The organism is Acetobacterium wieringae (assembly GCF_026646375.1).
GTDB classification, from domain to species: Bacteria; Bacillota; Clostridia; order Eubacteriales; family Eubacteriaceae; genus Acetobacterium; species Acetobacterium wieringae_A.
Map to the genome: position 1 here is coordinate 1 of NZ_JAIPPU010000016.1, position 13,879 is coordinate 13,879.

Consider the following 13,879-nt stretch of genomic DNA (forward strand, 5'->3'; position numbering starts at 1 on the left):
ATTGTGACCAAATAAATTGTTGATATATTTTAAATTATCAACATCAATATAATATACCTGCTTTAAGGTATTGCTATTATCAATAAGGGGATTGTTCTGGTACTTTTTATACAGCGAAACCCGATTTGGTAAACCCGTGATGGAATCAATATAGGCTGCTGTTTCCAAGTTCTTTTTGCCGGTAACCAATTCGTTGACCATGTCATACATGGTAGTTTGAAGCATCTCAATTTCTTCATATTTGGCCTTTGGCATGTTTTCAAGCACCTTGTATTGACCCTGGGAGATCATTTTCATGGCATCTGCAACCCAACGGATGGGATGGGTAATATTGATTCTCAACCAGTGATTAGAGACGATATAAAAGAATAGCAGCAAGAGAAAGCCTAAAATTGCGATATAGAGAATAATCTGGTTCCGGATTGTGTAAATGGAAACCATAGATTTGCCAACAAACAGAACCCCAACGACGTCATCACGGGGGTTTAAAACCGGAGAATAGGCAACCAGATAAGGGTCTCCCAGGACTTCGGCTTTTCCGGTATAGTCAATTTTCTGATCCAGAACCATATCGGCGATGGCCGGATCCAGAGTTGTGCCGATCTGGTTTTCATTATTCTTGACAATTGTGGTGGCAATCCGGGTATTGCCAGCAAATACCGTTGCTTCCAGAGCGGCGGTATTTTTCATATAGTCCACACTTTTTTGATCAGCCAGATTTATCCCCATCAACAGTGTCCCGGCAGGGCTCTGGTCTGATCCGAAAAGTGGGTAGCGGCTGAATAGATGCAGTCCCAGCTGGGCATTTCCATCAATCCAGAAATACGGATTCGTGGCCGATGAAACGGTGTTTTGGGAAGCCAAGTTTAGAATACTCTGATCAGCAAAAACTTCTTCGTGGCTACTGCCGTCCAGGTAGGTTATCGTGACAAACTCGAGCGCATCATTATTTGCATGTCCAATATATTGATGAAGTGCCTGGATTGAAGCCAGATCGTTTTTAATGAGTAAATGATTTTCAGGGTCAGCCAATTCGTCTGAGAAGGAGAGAAGCCAGTTCTTGTTTTCTTGAATGATAAGTTCTTCAAACTCAGTAATTCCAGTTGTGACCATTCTTGTCATTTCACTTTCGTAAATAGAAAAAAAGATATTTATGGCAACGAAACAGCCAATGGTGACAATTAAAAGAATAATACCGAGAATGAATAGGTTTATTTTTGAATGAAGGGTGTTCTTTTTAAACATCATTTTCTCCCAGGCCAGGACGTTGCTCCAGCAATTTAAGGTTTTACTTAAACAATAATTAGAATGATTCTCTGATAAGCATTATATACTGCTATCTTTCAGGTTACAAGAGATTATTACACCAGACTGGAAAATATGGTAATATGATAGGAACTCGGAAAAAGATACCAATTCTAGAATAATACTAAATAATGTAAAAGTCTGGATCTTTAATTGGCGAATTAGTGATAAAGTCTTCCCGCGGGATTAAATAAAGTGTATAATAGTTAAGTTATAAATGGAATATTATGAAATCTAACGTAAAGTGTAAATAGTTGTATAATGGAAGGAAATGAATGGAAAAATTAACATCACCACGGGTCATCGAAGCACTGTTGAAAAAATATGATCTCCACTTTAACAAGCGATTTGGACAAAATTTTTTAATCGACGAAAATATTGTCCAAAAGATTGTAAAGGCCGGAGACGTGGGCAAAAGAGATCTGGTGCTGGAAATCGGCCCGGGAATTGGAACAATGACCCAGGCCCTCAGTGATCATGCCGCCAAAGTAATTACGGTTGAAATAGATAAAAAACTGATACCAGTGCTCCATGAGACCCTGAATGATTGTGATAATGTTGAGATTGTTCAGGGTGACATCCTAAAAATCAATGTTTGGGAGATTCTGGGAGATCAACTTGACACAATGCCGCTTAAGGTTGTGGCAAACCTACCTTATTATATCACAACGCCTATTATTATGGGTTTTCTGGAATCCGATCTGCCTATTGAACGGATGACTTTTTTAATTCAAAAAGAGGTGGGCGAGCGTCTGTGTGGAGTTCCGGGCACCAAAGCTTATGGATCACTGAGTATCGTGGCACAGTTTTATGCAGACATTTCCATTGATTTTGAGGTGCCGGCGCATGTATTTATCCCTAAACCTAAGGTTGACTCGATTGTAGTCACCCTTAAAAAACTGACAGTTCCTAAAATAGAGCTAGAAAACAAGGAATTGTTTTTATCCGTCGTCAAAGCCAGTTTTCTGAATCGACGAAAAACCTTGATCAATGGGCTGACCATGAATACCCCATTTGACAAAGCTGTTTTACTGGAGGCTCTGGCGGCTTGTCACATCGCACCAGGAATTCGTGGTGAAACCCTCACCGGATCAGATTTTGGTCGAATTGCCAATGAATTGAACAGCCGGTTGAAAAATTAAGTGAATCCGGTATTAAGAACGAATAAGGTTTTAAGGAGAAAAAAATGATTGAATTAAAGGATGTAACCCTTAAATATTCAAGCACGAGAGGGATCTTCAATTTAAATTTTAATGTTGAAAAAGGTGAGGTTTTTGGATATGTGGGTCCTGACGATGCCGGTAAAACAACCACCATCCGGATGCTGATGGGATTGATCCGGGCCGGACGTGGCAGCGCCACCATCGATGGATTAAATTGCTTTTCCAGAGCATCAGCGATTCAAAAAAATACCGGATATGTGCCCGAAGATGTCGCTCTTTTTGAAAATATGCGTGTGAAAGAATATCTGAACTTTATTACTCAGATGCGTGGAATTTTTGGTCAGAAAAATACCAGACTCAGAGACATGCTGCTGGAGCGATTTGAGGTGGAAACCCGGGGAAAAATCGAAAATATGTCAAGTGCTATGAAAAAAAGACTGTCCATTGTCACTGCATTGATGCATGATCCTCAAACCCTGGTATTGGATGAACCCACCAGTGGACTGGATCCCCTGATGCAGTCCCGCTTTTTAGACCTTATTCTGGAAGAAAAGCGGCGAGGCAAAACAGTTTTGTTGTCGACACATAAATTTGAAGAAGTGGAAAGAACCTGTGATCGGGTCGGAGTTCTCAGAGAAGGTCGCTTGGTGGAAAATAAGGATATTGTCAGCCTTCGGGCCGAAGAAACCAAAGCTTATCTGGTAAAATTCGCGGCTCCGCCAAATCTGGAGCAGATAAAAAAATATGGTTTTGGCTATCAGCAGTTTTCACAGAGCGACTATGAAATTTTTTCGCCCGGAGATCGGATTGATGTGCTGATGAAGGTTTTGTCCCATGAGAAGGTATTGGTGTTTAATTCAAAAAATCAGTCATTAGAAGAGATTTTCCAGCAGCATTATCGAAAAGAAATAGATCATATCGAGATAAAAGAAGAACTGAAAAATATCCGGAAAAATGATGAAAAAGCAAAAAAAAGCGAAAAAAAACCGAGAATGATGACTCAAAAAGCAAAAAAGAACAATATACTGCCTGAACAGGAAGAAACAGTCAGAGAGGTGAAAAAAGCATGAGTATTCCATTGTTTCTGAAGAATATTAAAAATAACACCTTTCTGTTGATGGTTTTTGCAGCGCTGATGTCTATTTATCTGGCGGTTATTATTTATATCTATGATCCTAATGGGATTGGTGCAATGGTTGATATGATGTCGATCCTGCCGACGAAACTGGTTAACGCGCTAGGCTTTGGCACCATTGACAGTGGACTGACCGGATTTATTGCCAGTCTCTTTTACGGATTTTTGATTTACCTCTTTCCCATGGTTTATTGCATCATTCTGGCCAATCGGCTCGTGGCCAAGTGGGTATATGAAGGCTCATTTACCAGCCTGCTATGCACCCCCAATAGTCGTATCAAAATCATTGTCACCCAGGGAATTTATCTACTGGCGTCGATTGGGGTTTTGTTTACGATTCTCTTTATGGTTGGGTACGGCATGAGTGAACATTTTTTCCCGGGAATGCTTGATGTTAAAGTGTTTTTAAAACTGAATATAGGGGCTTGTCTGATGACAATGACCATCGGGATGTTTTGTTTTTTCTTTTCCTGTTTGTTCAACAGTACAAAGCCGGCACTTTTTTTTGGAGCTCTGATTCCAGTCAGTTTCTTTATTCTAAATACCCTCAGTAAGTTATCTGAAAGAACGGCCTTTTTAGGTAAATTCTCCCTGTATAATGCCTTTGATGGTCTTGCCATTGTTACAGGGCAAAGTAGTATCAGTTTAATCAGTGGTGGTTTTGCTGTCTTTATTGGATTATTGTTTGCGGCGGCTGTTGGCGTGTTCACCCTGAAACGTTTGCCCGTTTAAATGCTCATTTAGTGACGCAGATTGGTTTTAGCGTTGCCAAACTAAACCGTAACATTGTAGCTTTAAAAAAGCCAGGATTGTCTTTGGTAAGATCCCAAGACAATCCTGGCTTTTTGATTATTCGATGGTATTTCGAAGGATGCCGATTTTTTCGATTTCTGCTTCGATCTGATCCCCATGTTTTAGGAATTGCGGTGGATCGAGAGCAAAGCCTACCCCGGCAGGAGTTCCGGTGAGAATAATATCTCCTGGTAATAGGGTCATCCCCTGCGATAGATCACTGATAATGGATGGAATATCAAAAATCATCCGACCAGTTTTTGAGTGCTGTCGAACTTCGCCATTGACTCGACAGGTGATGTCCAGGTCAAAAGGAATTCTTAAATCGTTTTTGTGCAGAATTCGGGGACCTAAGGGACAGAAGGTATCCAGTGACTTACCCTTATACCATTGAGAGTGCTTTTTTTGAAGATCTCGGGCGGTGATATCGTTGGCAATGGTGTAGCCGAAAATATAATTTTCAGCGTCTTCTTTGGAAATATCGGCGCCTTCTTTACCAATTACTATGGCCAGTTCCACTTCGTAGTCGATCTGTTTGGTAGCCTTGGCATGGGAAAGAATTACCGTATCCGGTCCGGTGACTGAGGTCGGCAGTTTGGAAAAATAGATCGGATTTTCCGGCACGTCTCCCATGGTAGGAATATTCCTGATTTCTTTGGCGTGATCCGCATAGTTTTTTCCCAAACAGAAAATATTTCTTGGCGGTTTGGGAATTGGAGCCAACAGCTTGACCAGGCTGAGATTGATGCCCAGGTTCTGATGTTCGGCCATGACTTGTTTGATGTCAGCAAGTAGCTCGTTGGTTGCCAGCGGTATAAAGTCGATCAGACGTTCGGGAAATTTGAGCCCCATGAGTTTAGCGATGGTTGTTATGGGTAAGACCTTAGTTTCATCGGCGGTCAAAATGCCACCTTCGCTAAATGCGTTATATTGATAAGTTACGAAATACATAAAAATCCCTCCCTTAATTGTATGAGTTATTTAAAATTGCAAATTGATCTTAATGCAGGTGTCATTTTAGCAATTATTTATATTACTATCATACCATTATCTGCTTCGAAATTCCAGTCAAATCATTCAATAGGATTCCGTCGACTCCTAAGCTCAAATTTATCTTAAGATAACGGTTTCTTTTAATCAAAGTTCATTGACAATTAGGTCTAATTAAATTATGATTATCATAATTAAGTATGCGAGCTTTAGTAAGCGAGGCTTAAAGGTGCAAAAGGAACGATACATTTAATGAGGGAAGATGCCTGTTAGAAAGTATGCCGCTATTTTATAAAGCGGCTTGTTTTTTGCCCATAATTGTGTTTATGATAGGAGGAACATTATGTTAAAAGGAAGACATTTAATCGAGCCTGGAGACTTTCAACTAAATGAAATTGAATCGATTATGCAGCTGGCTGATAATATTATTGCAGACCCTGAGGGTTATTCTTTGGTTTGTAAGGGAAAATTATTGGCCAGCCTTTTTTATGAGCCTTCCACACGGACACGGTTCAGTTTTGAAGCTGCCATGCTGCGTTTAGGGGGAGAAATCATCGGGTTTGATGATCCCAATAACTCCTCGGTGTCCAAGGGAGAAAGTCTGGGTGATACGATAAGGACCATCGAATGCTATTCAGATATCGCTGTGATCAGGCATCCCCGGGAGGGAACGGCCCGACTGGTCTCAAAGTTTGCCAACGAAATGCCAATTATTAACGCCGGTGACGGCGGCCATGAACATCCTACCCAAACATTGACTGATCTACTGACAATCAGGAAATTTAAGGGCGGTTGTAATAACCATGTGGTTGGGGTTTGCGGCGATTTGCTTTTTGGACGAACCATCCATTCGCTGGTAAAGACCCTGAACCGTTATCAGGGCATCCGGTTTGTATTTATATCGCCCACTGAATTGAAAATGCCGGCTCATATTCTCAATCAACTGGATCCGCAAACCTATAAGGAAACGACAAGTCTGGATGAGGTCATTGGTGAATTGGATATTCTTTACATGTCCCGGGTTCAACGGGAGCGGTTTGTCAGTGAGGAAGAGTATCTGCGATTGAAAAACTACTATATTCTGGATAAAAGGAAAATGAAAGGCGCTAAAGCGGATATGATTGTCATGCACCCCTTGCCCCGGGTCAACGAAATCGCTACAGAGGTGGATGAAGATCCCCGGGCGGTTTATTTTGCTCAGGCAAAATATGGGATGTATGTACGGATGGCTCTGATTGCCAAACTTCTGGGAGTGGAGGATAGAAAATGATCAACGTATCGAAACTGAAAAAGGGTATTATCATCGACCACATTGAAGCGGGACATGGTTTTGAAATTTACAAGGAACTTCATCTCAATGATATTGACGATGTGGTGGTGTTACTTAAGAACATTCCCAGTAAAAAAATGAAACAGAAAGATTTAATTAAAATAGAGACCGATTTGCAGATTGATATGACCGTGCTTGGTCTGATCGATCCCAATGTGACCATTAACTTTGTCAAGAATGGTGAGTTGTATAAAAAAATAAGCTTGACTCTACCAACAGTAGTTAATGGCATTATGACTTGTAAAAATCCCCGCTGTATTACCCAATATGAGGATGTGAAGGATATTAAATTTTTTCTGGTTAATGAAGAGAAAAAGCAATACCGTTGTGAGTATTGCGATGCCTACACCACTTTTATTGATGAAGAGTAGGTTAGCTGTGTCGTATTGACCAATGGTTAATCTGTTGTTCGTCACGCCATGCGAAATCCGCTGCGCTCCTTTCGCATTGGTCGCGGGCAGTCGCCAACTACAAGCCAACTTGTGATTGGCTCGTTGCCTTCGCGAAAATCGGACAGGTTTATAAACCTGTTCGCTCCGATGCGTACAACATGATGTAACAATTGTCGGTACTAAATCTAAGTTAGCAATTTGGAAGAACTCATGAAACCATTACAATCACTGGAAACAGAAATGTCAAAAGGAGGAACGATGAAAACCTTAATCAAGAACGTTGAAATGGTTGATGCCGAAGGAAGACGGTTTGGCAAGGTATTGATTGAAGACGGAAAAATAAAAAAAGTATATAAAGAAAAAGGGAATGTTAAGTCAGAATATGATCAGGAAATCGATGGTCAGGGTTATTTGTTGATGCCGGGATTTATTGATATGCACTGTCATTTGCGGGATCCTGGCTATGAATACAAAGAAACCATGGAAACCGGTATGCAGGCTGCACTAAAAGGTGGCTTTACGACTTTGATAGCGATGGCGAATACCAAGCCCTGCATGGATGAGGCAGCACTTGTCAAAGCCAATCTGGATAAGGCCAAGGATTTGCACCTTTGTAACCTGATTCAGGTGGCGGCACTGTCTAAAGCGTTTAATGATACGGATCTTGTTGATGTCCAATCTTTGCGACCCCTGACGAATGTGTTTTCCAACGATGGTGTTTCGATTGTGAATCCGGACATGATGGTGTCAGGGCTTAAGGCTTCAACAGAACATGATTTTATTCTGCTAACCCATTGTCAGCCAGAAACTGAACTGGTGCGACGCGATGTTAAGCTATTAGAAGAAATCGGCGGACATCTGCATGTTTGTCACATTAGCAAAAAAGATACCTTGGAGCTGATTGAAGAAGCTAAGGAAAAGGGCCTTGATATTACCTGCGAAGTGACCCCTCATCATATCTTTGCCTCGGCGATGGACTATAAGGTCAATCCGCCGTTCCGAACCTATCCCGACCGCCGGGCTTTAATCGAAGGAATCAAAGCTGGCATCATTGATATGTGCGGTACGGATCATGCTCCCCATTCCGAAGCGGACAAACAAAAAGGGGCTCCGGGAATCAATAACTTTGAAATGGCTTTTGCGATGTATTTCACGGTTTTTGAACAAAATGGCATTAGCCTGGAGAAGCTCAGCGAGATGCTCAGTTATGCTCCGGCTAAGCGCCTCGGCATTAAGGCAGGACTCATCAAAGAACGATATCCGGCAGATCTGGTTCTGGTGGATTTGAACTGGGAAGGGAAAATTAATCCCAAAGAATTCGTTTCAAAAAGTAAGAATAATCCCTTTGGTGGCGAGACTCTAAAAGGAAAAGTAATGATAACTATGGTGAAGGGAGAAATTAAATATGATGATAATGGACCGGCTCTATCATGAAGCTATAAAAAAAGGACCAATTTGTGTAGGTTTGGATACTACCGTAAAATTTTTGCCAAAATACCTGCTCAGTAAGGACTGCTCCGATGGTGAGAAAATAACTGAATTCAATAAGAGAGTTATTGATGCTACCGAGGATCTGGCAGCTGCCTATAAGGTACAAATTGCCTGTTATGAGTCACTGGGATTGGATGGCATGAAAGCTTATAGCGAAACGGTTAAATATGCAAGAAGCAAGGGCATTGTCGTGATTGGTGATGTCAAGCGGGGCGATATTTCGTCCACCGGTGATCAGTATGCCAAAGGTCACTTCACGGGTGACTTCGAAGTCGATATTATGACTGTTAATGCGTATATGGGCGAAGATGCGGTATCACCTTACTATCAGTATATTAAGGAAAATTGCAAGGGTATTTTTATCCTGCAACGAACATCGAACCCGTCGGCAGTGGATCTTCAGAACCTGAAAGTTAGTGAAGATACCATCTATGAAATCATGGGCGATAAAATTGAAGCCTGGGGAAGTGCTTTCATAGGAGAAAACGGTTTTTCAGCGATTGGTTCAGTAGTTGGACTGACCCGACCAGATGAATTCGAGGCGATTCGAGCCCGGTGTCCCCATACCTTCTTCTTGGTACCGGGCTACGGCGCCCAGGGCGGAACGGGCGAAGACATAGCCAATATTCTCAAAAAATCCCGGTGTGCAGTGGTTAACTCATCCCGGGGACTGATCACTGGTCATCAAAAAGCTGGTTGTGAAGATGAGGGCTTTGCTGAGCATATCCGGAACGCCACCTTGGCAATGCAGGAGGATATTCTTAAATGGCTGTAATTCTAAGCAATACCCTTGTTTCAGCGGGGGTTTTTAAAATGACCGTGGCATTTACCGGTGTCGTCAAGCCGGGTCAATTCTTTATGCTACGCGCCTGGGACAAGGATCCGCTATTGTCCCGGCCGATCAGTGTTCACGATTATGAATCGGGTCAACTCACTTTTTTATATCAAGTGGTGGGGAAAGGAACAGAAATCTTAGCGAAACTGCAGGCTGATGATGAGGTGACCATCCAGGGTCCTTACGGCAATGGTTTTCCGGAAATCATTGGCGACCTTTGTATCGTAGGTGGTGGAATTGGAACAGCACCGCTTTATTATCTACTGCGACACTATCGGGATCAAAACCCCATCGGGAAGTGTCGGGTTTATCTGGGCTTTCGGGATATCGCCTACGGAATTGAGGCATTTGCTTCGCTGGCCGATGAAGTTGTGCTTGATGTCGGCGGGATTATCACCCACAAACTTTCCGTTTTACCCGGCGAAACCGTGGTAACCTGTGGGCCGGAATTGATGATGGCAGCAGTGGCGAATGCTGTACCGGCAGAAAATACCGTCTACGTCTCGCTGGAAGCCCATATGGCCTGTGGAATCGGCGCCTGTCTGGGGTGCACCTGTGAAACCCGTTCCGGGAACAAAAAGGTCTGCAAGGACGGCCCGGTATTTGTCCGGGAGGAGGTCTTTAATGTCTAATTATCTGGAAACCAAATTTAATGACATCCACTTTAAAAACCCGGTCATCCCGGCTTCCGGAACCTTTGGTTTCGGTCGGGAGTATGAAGCCTTTTATGATCTGGCCAAACTTGGCGGTCTCTGTTCAAAAGGACTGACCTTAGAACCTAAATCGGGAAATACCGGGATGCGGCTCTGGGAAACACCAGCCGGGCTGATGAACAGTATCGGCCTGGAAAATCCAGGAATCGATGCTTTTATCGAAAATGAATGGCCCCATCTTAAAGAGATCGATACCGTCACAATTGTTAACGTCGGTGGCAAAGATGAAGAATCATATCTCACTGCGATTGAAAAACTCAACGCCATTGATGCCCAGTTGATTGAGCTCAATATTTCCTGTCCCAATGTTAAAGCCGGGGGAATGGCCTATGGGATCAAGGCTGAAACAGCTGGCGAGATTACCAGAAAAGTTGTGGAAATTTCCCGACATCCGATTATGGTCAAATTGTCACCCAATGGTGAAGCAGTCGCCGATATTGCCCGGGCCTGCGAGGATGCGGGGGCCCAGGGCATTTCACTGATCAATACATTGCAGGGAATGGCCATTGATTACAGAAAAAAAGCAGTTGTTTTTGACAACCTTTATGCCGGCCTTTCCGGCCCTGCGGTGAAACCCATTGCCCTACGGATGGCCCATCAGGTCTGTCAGGCGGTAAAGATCCCGGTGATGGCCATGGGAGGGATCAGCGACTGGAAAGATGCTCTGGAATTCATTATGGCCGGGGCTACCTGTATTCAAATCGGTACCATTAACTTCAATAACCCGATGGCACCACTTGAGATCATTGCTGGCTTAGAAGCCTATTGCATTAACGAAGGACTGGCCAATATCGGCGAAGTCAGGGGAATTGTTTAATACGCAATAGCCTGGGTATAAATAACGAACAATAGATTTTATCAAAATAAATTAACCGATGTGAATTGAAATTACAATAGGAAATGAGGAATAATATGAGTCAGGAAGTTTTAGAAATATTAAAAGAAACCGATGCATTTCTGGAAGGACATTTTTTACTGTCATCCGGTAAACACAGCGATCAATATGTTCAGTGCGCCAAGGTGCTGCGCTTTCCAGAGGCGGCTGCCAAGGTTCTGGCACCGGTTGTTGAACAGCTCAAAGCGCTGGAAATCGACAAAGTGGTTGGCCCAGCCATGGGCGGTGTCATCGTATCCTACGAAATCGGTCGACAATTGGGTAAAGAGTCGATTTTTACCGAGCGTAAAGATGGCCTGATGGAACTGCGCCGTGGCTTTGAAATCAAACCGGGCGAGCGGGTGATCATTACTGAAGACGTCGTTACCACCGGAAAATCCACCATTGAAACCAAGAAAGTTCTCGAAGACCTAGGAGCGGTGGTTCTCGGCGTGGCCTGCATCGCTGACCGCCGGGCAGCCGGGGTTGAAATCAACATGCCCATCTACTCCGCCATCAAACTGGAAATCACCGCCTGGGATCCCGACGACTGTCCCGTTTGCAAAGGAGGCCAAGTCGCCCTGGTTAAGCCTGGTTCCAGAGGGAATGCCTAGCATTGAAAAAATGCTTTGCAATATGTTAATTTTGGTACCGATAACTTTATTCGAAGTAAGTGAGAAATAAACAGTCGTAGTACCAACAATTGATACAACAGATTAACAATTGGTCGGTACCGAACTTAGATGAAAAACTGAGGTACCGTATAGTTAGTTTACAATTAAAAAACAGGAGGAAACAAGATGAAAAACAAAAAGATTATCGCATTAATCAGTAATGATTTTGAAGATCTTGAATTATGGTACCCAGTACTGCGTCTGCGGGAAGAAGGGGTTACCGTTCATGTTGTAGGGGAGATCGCTAACAAAAAGTACATCGGTAAATACGGTGTGCCCTGTGTATCCGACCTGGCCTATACTGACATCAATCCTGACGATTATGATGGGATTCTGGTTCCCGGCGGTTGGGCACCCGATGCAATCCGTCGTTTTCCGGTGGTGCTGGAGATGATTCGCAACCTTGATGAGCGAAAACGGATCATTGGCCAAATCTGCCATGCCGGTTGGGTGTTGATCTCGGCCGGTATCCTCAAAGGGAAAAACGTCACCAGTACCCCGGGGATTAAAGATGACATGACCAATGCCGGAGCCATCTGGCATGACACGCCTTCGATTATTGACGGCCACATTGTCTCCAGTCGTCGGCCCCCAGATCTGCCAGAATATATGATTGATTATATCAACGTATTAAAAGCTCAGGATTGATCAGACCTGTAAAAAAATAACCGACATTTGTCCACCACTTACCAAGATAAGTTGCAGTGGACAGATGTCGGTATTTTTTGTAAAAAACGGACCGCAGCGAGCATAAACTGCAGACAGTGATTAAAGATACGGGCTCATGGCTTCAATGTCCTCGTGCCAGACTGCTATCCGGTTTCTTCCGGTTTCTTTGGCCTGATAAAGAGCTTCATCAGCACGGCGTAACAGGTTGTCAAAGGAGTTTTCATCCATTGGATTAGAAGAAACAACCCCGACAGATACAGTAACCATATCATTGACAGGAGAGGACCCATGAGGAATGTTCAAATTCAGAATGGCGCTGCGTAGCGATTCGGCAACGTTTTGAGCTCCGTGAGTATTGGTGTTGGGGAGCAAACAAGCAAATTCTTCGCCACCCCAGCGGGCTGCCAGATCTTTTGGGCGCTTAAGCGTAACCGATAGAGTAGCAGCAACCTTTCTCAAGCAAGCATCCCCTTCCAGATGACCATAGGTATCGTTATAATATTTAAAATGATCAATGTCAAGCAGAAGCACAGATAAAATGGTGCCCGTTCGTTTGGCTTTTTTAATTTCCAGGGTCATGGTATCATCGAAACGTCGGCGGTTGGCGATCTGGGTCAATTGATCAACATCCGTATTGATTTTTAGGGTGTCCTGATAGTATTTTACAGCCAGATGGTTTTTGATTTTGGCTTTGATTATCGGGATGCTGAAGGGTTTAGTAATATAATCGATGGCACCCAGAGTTAAGCCGAACTCAATATCTCTGGCAGCAGTGAGAGAGGTAAGAAAGATCACCGGTATATCTTTCGTTTTTGTACTCTTACTAAGTCGTCGGCAGATTTCATAGCCGTCAATTTCAGGCATAACAATATCCAACAGGATAAGATCCGGGGGATCGTTGGAATTGCAAATAGATAGGGCTTCTTTACCACTGTGAGATATCAGGACATCGTAATCTTCAATCAGTGCACTTTCCATTATTTTGGTGTTAAGGGGTGAGTCATCAACCACCAGGATTTTCTGACGAATCGGACAAAGGTCTTCCAGTTTGTTTTGAAGCTGGTGCTTATCGAGCTGTCCACGAAGTTCTTTCAGACCGGCAGCAGAGAGCTTTATGTGGGTGATGTCAGTTCCAGCTACATAGGCGTAGTTATCGTGGCAATTAAATTCCCAGTCGACGTATCGGTAGTTACCATCTTTAGATCGGAAACGATTCGAAAAGGTGAGCCGGTGGTTCGTTTGCAATAATTCTGAAAAAACAAAAGTCGTTGCATCCCGGTCATCGGGATGCGCATAATCAATGATGTTGGTATCGAGTAATTCTGCCGCACTGTAGCCAAAGGTTTTTTCCCAGGTATAATTGACTTTTTCAATACGTCCATCCGTATGGAGGATGCATAAAAGGCCAAGATTCAGGGAAAAAATGCGGTTGAGAATTTGTTGCGAGGTATTGGTGGCGAAAAATTCTTCCATGGGCAATGATTCCAATCGATAAGTAAATTTGTTTAATTATAAC

The 13,879-nt window shown here is 43.2% G+C and carries 14 protein-coding genes; 11 read left to right on the plus strand and 3 right to left on the minus strand.

Annotated features, from left to right (window positions below; all coding sequences use genetic code 11):
- The coding region (locus Q7P33_RS13905) for a cache domain-containing protein (protein ID WP_303871234.1) at window positions 1–1,248 on the minus strand (1,248 nt) is incomplete at its 3' end.
- Between the two features lie 332 nt (window positions 1,249–1,580).
- Here Q7P33_RS13905 and rsmA point away from each other — a divergent pair.
- From rsmA to Q7P33_RS13920, 3 genes are read left to right on the plus strand one after another with little or no spacing between them, the layout of a single operon-like run.
- A complete protein-coding gene (gene rsmA / locus Q7P33_RS13910; protein WP_303871236.1) occupies window positions 1,581–2,447 on the plus strand; it encodes a 16S rRNA (adenine(1518)-N(6)/adenine(1519)-N(6))-dimethyltransferase RsmA in 867 nt (288 codons plus the stop codon).
- 44 nt (window positions 2,448–2,491) lie between these two features.
- Window positions 2,492–3,538: an ABC transporter ATP-binding protein gene (locus Q7P33_RS13915; RefSeq protein WP_303871237.1), complete on the plus strand. Its 1,047-nt coding sequence runs from the start codon at window positions 2,492–2,494 to the stop codon at window positions 3,536–3,538.
- Complete coding sequence (locus Q7P33_RS13920) at window positions 3,535–4,335, plus strand: hypothetical protein (protein ID WP_303871239.1); 801 nt, start codon at window positions 3,535–3,537, stop codon at window positions 4,333–4,335. Before Q7P33_RS13915 ends, Q7P33_RS13920 begins: the two co-directional genes overlap by 4 nt.
- Before the next feature lie 117 nt (window positions 4,336–4,452).
- Here the strand turns inward: Q7P33_RS13920 and Q7P33_RS13925 are convergent, their stop codons facing one another.
- Window positions 4,453–5,346, minus strand: a complete 894-nt coding sequence (locus tag Q7P33_RS13925; RefSeq protein WP_303871241.1) for a fumarylacetoacetate hydrolase family protein — start codon at window positions 5,344–5,346, stop codon at window positions 4,453–4,455.
- A 382-nt stretch (window positions 5,347–5,728) separates the two neighbouring features.
- Here Q7P33_RS13925 and pyrB point away from each other — a divergent pair, with 382 nt between their 5' ends.
- From pyrB to Q7P33_RS13965, 8 genes are all read left to right on the plus strand, one after another.
- Window positions 5,729–6,655 (plus strand): aspartate carbamoyltransferase, encoded by a 927-nt coding sequence (gene pyrB / locus Q7P33_RS13930; protein WP_303871243.1) that lies wholly within the window; start codon window positions 5,729–5,731, stop codon window positions 6,653–6,655.
- Window positions 6,652–7,086 (plus strand): aspartate carbamoyltransferase regulatory subunit, encoded by a 435-nt coding sequence (locus tag Q7P33_RS13935; protein ID WP_070372102.1) that lies wholly within the window; start codon window positions 6,652–6,654, stop codon window positions 7,084–7,086. The genes pyrB and Q7P33_RS13935 overlap by 4 nt, the downstream gene beginning before the upstream one ends.
- A gap of 279 nt (window positions 7,087–7,365) precedes the next feature.
- Entirely contained in the window at window positions 7,366–8,541 is a 1,176-nt protein-coding gene (locus Q7P33_RS13940; RefSeq protein WP_303871247.1) for a dihydroorotase, read from the plus strand.
- Window positions 8,513–9,373: an orotidine-5'-phosphate decarboxylase gene (gene pyrF / locus Q7P33_RS13945; RefSeq protein WP_303871248.1), complete on the plus strand. Its 861-nt coding sequence runs from the start codon at window positions 8,513–8,515 to the stop codon at window positions 9,371–9,373. The genes Q7P33_RS13940 and pyrF overlap by 29 nt, the downstream gene beginning before the upstream one ends.
- The gene (locus tag Q7P33_RS13950; protein WP_303871250.1) at window positions 9,364–10,065 is read left to right on the plus strand and encodes a dihydroorotate dehydrogenase electron transfer subunit; all 702 of its coding nucleotides are present in this window, start codon (window positions 9,364–9,366) and stop codon (window positions 10,063–10,065) included. The genes pyrF and Q7P33_RS13950 overlap by 10 nt, the downstream gene beginning before the upstream one ends.
- Complete coding sequence (locus Q7P33_RS13955; RefSeq protein WP_303871251.1) at window positions 10,058–10,963, plus strand: dihydroorotate dehydrogenase; 906 nt, start codon at window positions 10,058–10,060, stop codon at window positions 10,961–10,963. The genes Q7P33_RS13950 and Q7P33_RS13955 overlap by 8 nt, the downstream gene beginning before the upstream one ends.
- Before the next feature lie 95 nt (window positions 10,964–11,058).
- Complete coding sequence (pyrE, locus tag Q7P33_RS13960) at window positions 11,059–11,634, plus strand: orotate phosphoribosyltransferase (RefSeq protein ID WP_303871252.1); 576 nt, start codon at window positions 11,059–11,061, stop codon at window positions 11,632–11,634.
- Between the two features lie 186 nt (window positions 11,635–11,820).
- Window positions 11,821–12,342 carry a type 1 glutamine amidotransferase domain-containing protein gene (locus Q7P33_RS13965; RefSeq protein WP_303871253.1) on the plus strand — a complete coding sequence of 174 codons (522 nt, stop codon included), beginning with the start codon at window positions 11,821–11,823 and terminating at the stop codon, window positions 12,340–12,342.
- Window positions 12,343–12,462: 120 nt separating this feature from the next.
- On the opposite strand, the gene Q7P33_RS13970 is transcribed toward Q7P33_RS13965, so the two are convergent.
- Window positions 12,463–13,836: a diguanylate cyclase domain-containing protein gene (locus tag Q7P33_RS13970; protein ID WP_303871254.1), complete on the minus strand. Its 1,374-nt coding sequence runs from the start codon at window positions 13,834–13,836 to the stop codon at window positions 12,463–12,465.
- Between the last annotated feature and the right edge of the window lie 43 nt (window positions 13,837–13,879).

What these genes read in the sequence shown, in the direction of transcription:
- rsmA (WP_303871236.1), top strand. Translation starts at nt 1,581, where the DNA reads ATGGAAAAATTAACATCACCACGGGTCATCGAAGCACTGTTGAAAAAA.
- Q7P33_RS13915 (WP_303871237.1), top strand. Translation starts at nt 2,492, where the DNA reads ATGATTGAATTAAAGGATGTAACCCTTAAATATTCAAGCACGAGAGGG.
- Q7P33_RS13920 (WP_303871239.1), top strand. Translation starts at nt 3,535, where the DNA reads ATGAGTATTCCATTGTTTCTGAAGAATATTAAAAATAACACCTTTCTG.
- Q7P33_RS13925 (WP_303871241.1), bottom strand. Translation starts at nt 5,346, where the DNA reads ATGTATTTCGTAACTTATCAATATAACGCATTTAGCGAAGGTGGCATT.
- pyrB (WP_303871243.1), top strand. Translation starts at nt 5,729, where the DNA reads ATGTTAAAAGGAAGACATTTAATCGAGCCTGGAGACTTTCAACTAAAT.
- Q7P33_RS13935 (WP_070372102.1), top strand. Translation starts at nt 6,652, where the DNA reads ATGATCAACGTATCGAAACTGAAAAAGGGTATTATCATCGACCACATT.
- Q7P33_RS13940 (WP_303871247.1), top strand. Translation starts at nt 7,366, where the DNA reads ATGAAAACCTTAATCAAGAACGTTGAAATGGTTGATGCCGAAGGAAGA.
- pyrF (WP_303871248.1), top strand. Translation starts at nt 8,513, where the DNA reads ATGATGATAATGGACCGGCTCTATCATGAAGCTATAAAAAAAGGACCA.
- Q7P33_RS13950 (WP_303871250.1), top strand. Translation starts at nt 9,364, where the DNA reads ATGGCTGTAATTCTAAGCAATACCCTTGTTTCAGCGGGGGTTTTTAAA.
- Q7P33_RS13955 (WP_303871251.1), top strand. Translation starts at nt 10,058, where the DNA reads ATGTCTAATTATCTGGAAACCAAATTTAATGACATCCACTTTAAAAAC.
- pyrE (WP_303871252.1), top strand. Translation starts at nt 11,059, where the DNA reads ATGAGTCAGGAAGTTTTAGAAATATTAAAAGAAACCGATGCATTTCTG.
- Q7P33_RS13965 (WP_303871253.1), top strand. Translation starts at nt 11,821, where the DNA reads ATGAAAAACAAAAAGATTATCGCATTAATCAGTAATGATTTTGAAGAT.
- Q7P33_RS13970 (WP_303871254.1), bottom strand. Translation starts at nt 13,836, where the DNA reads ATGGAAGAATTTTTCGCCACCAATACCTCGCAACAAATTCTCAACCGC.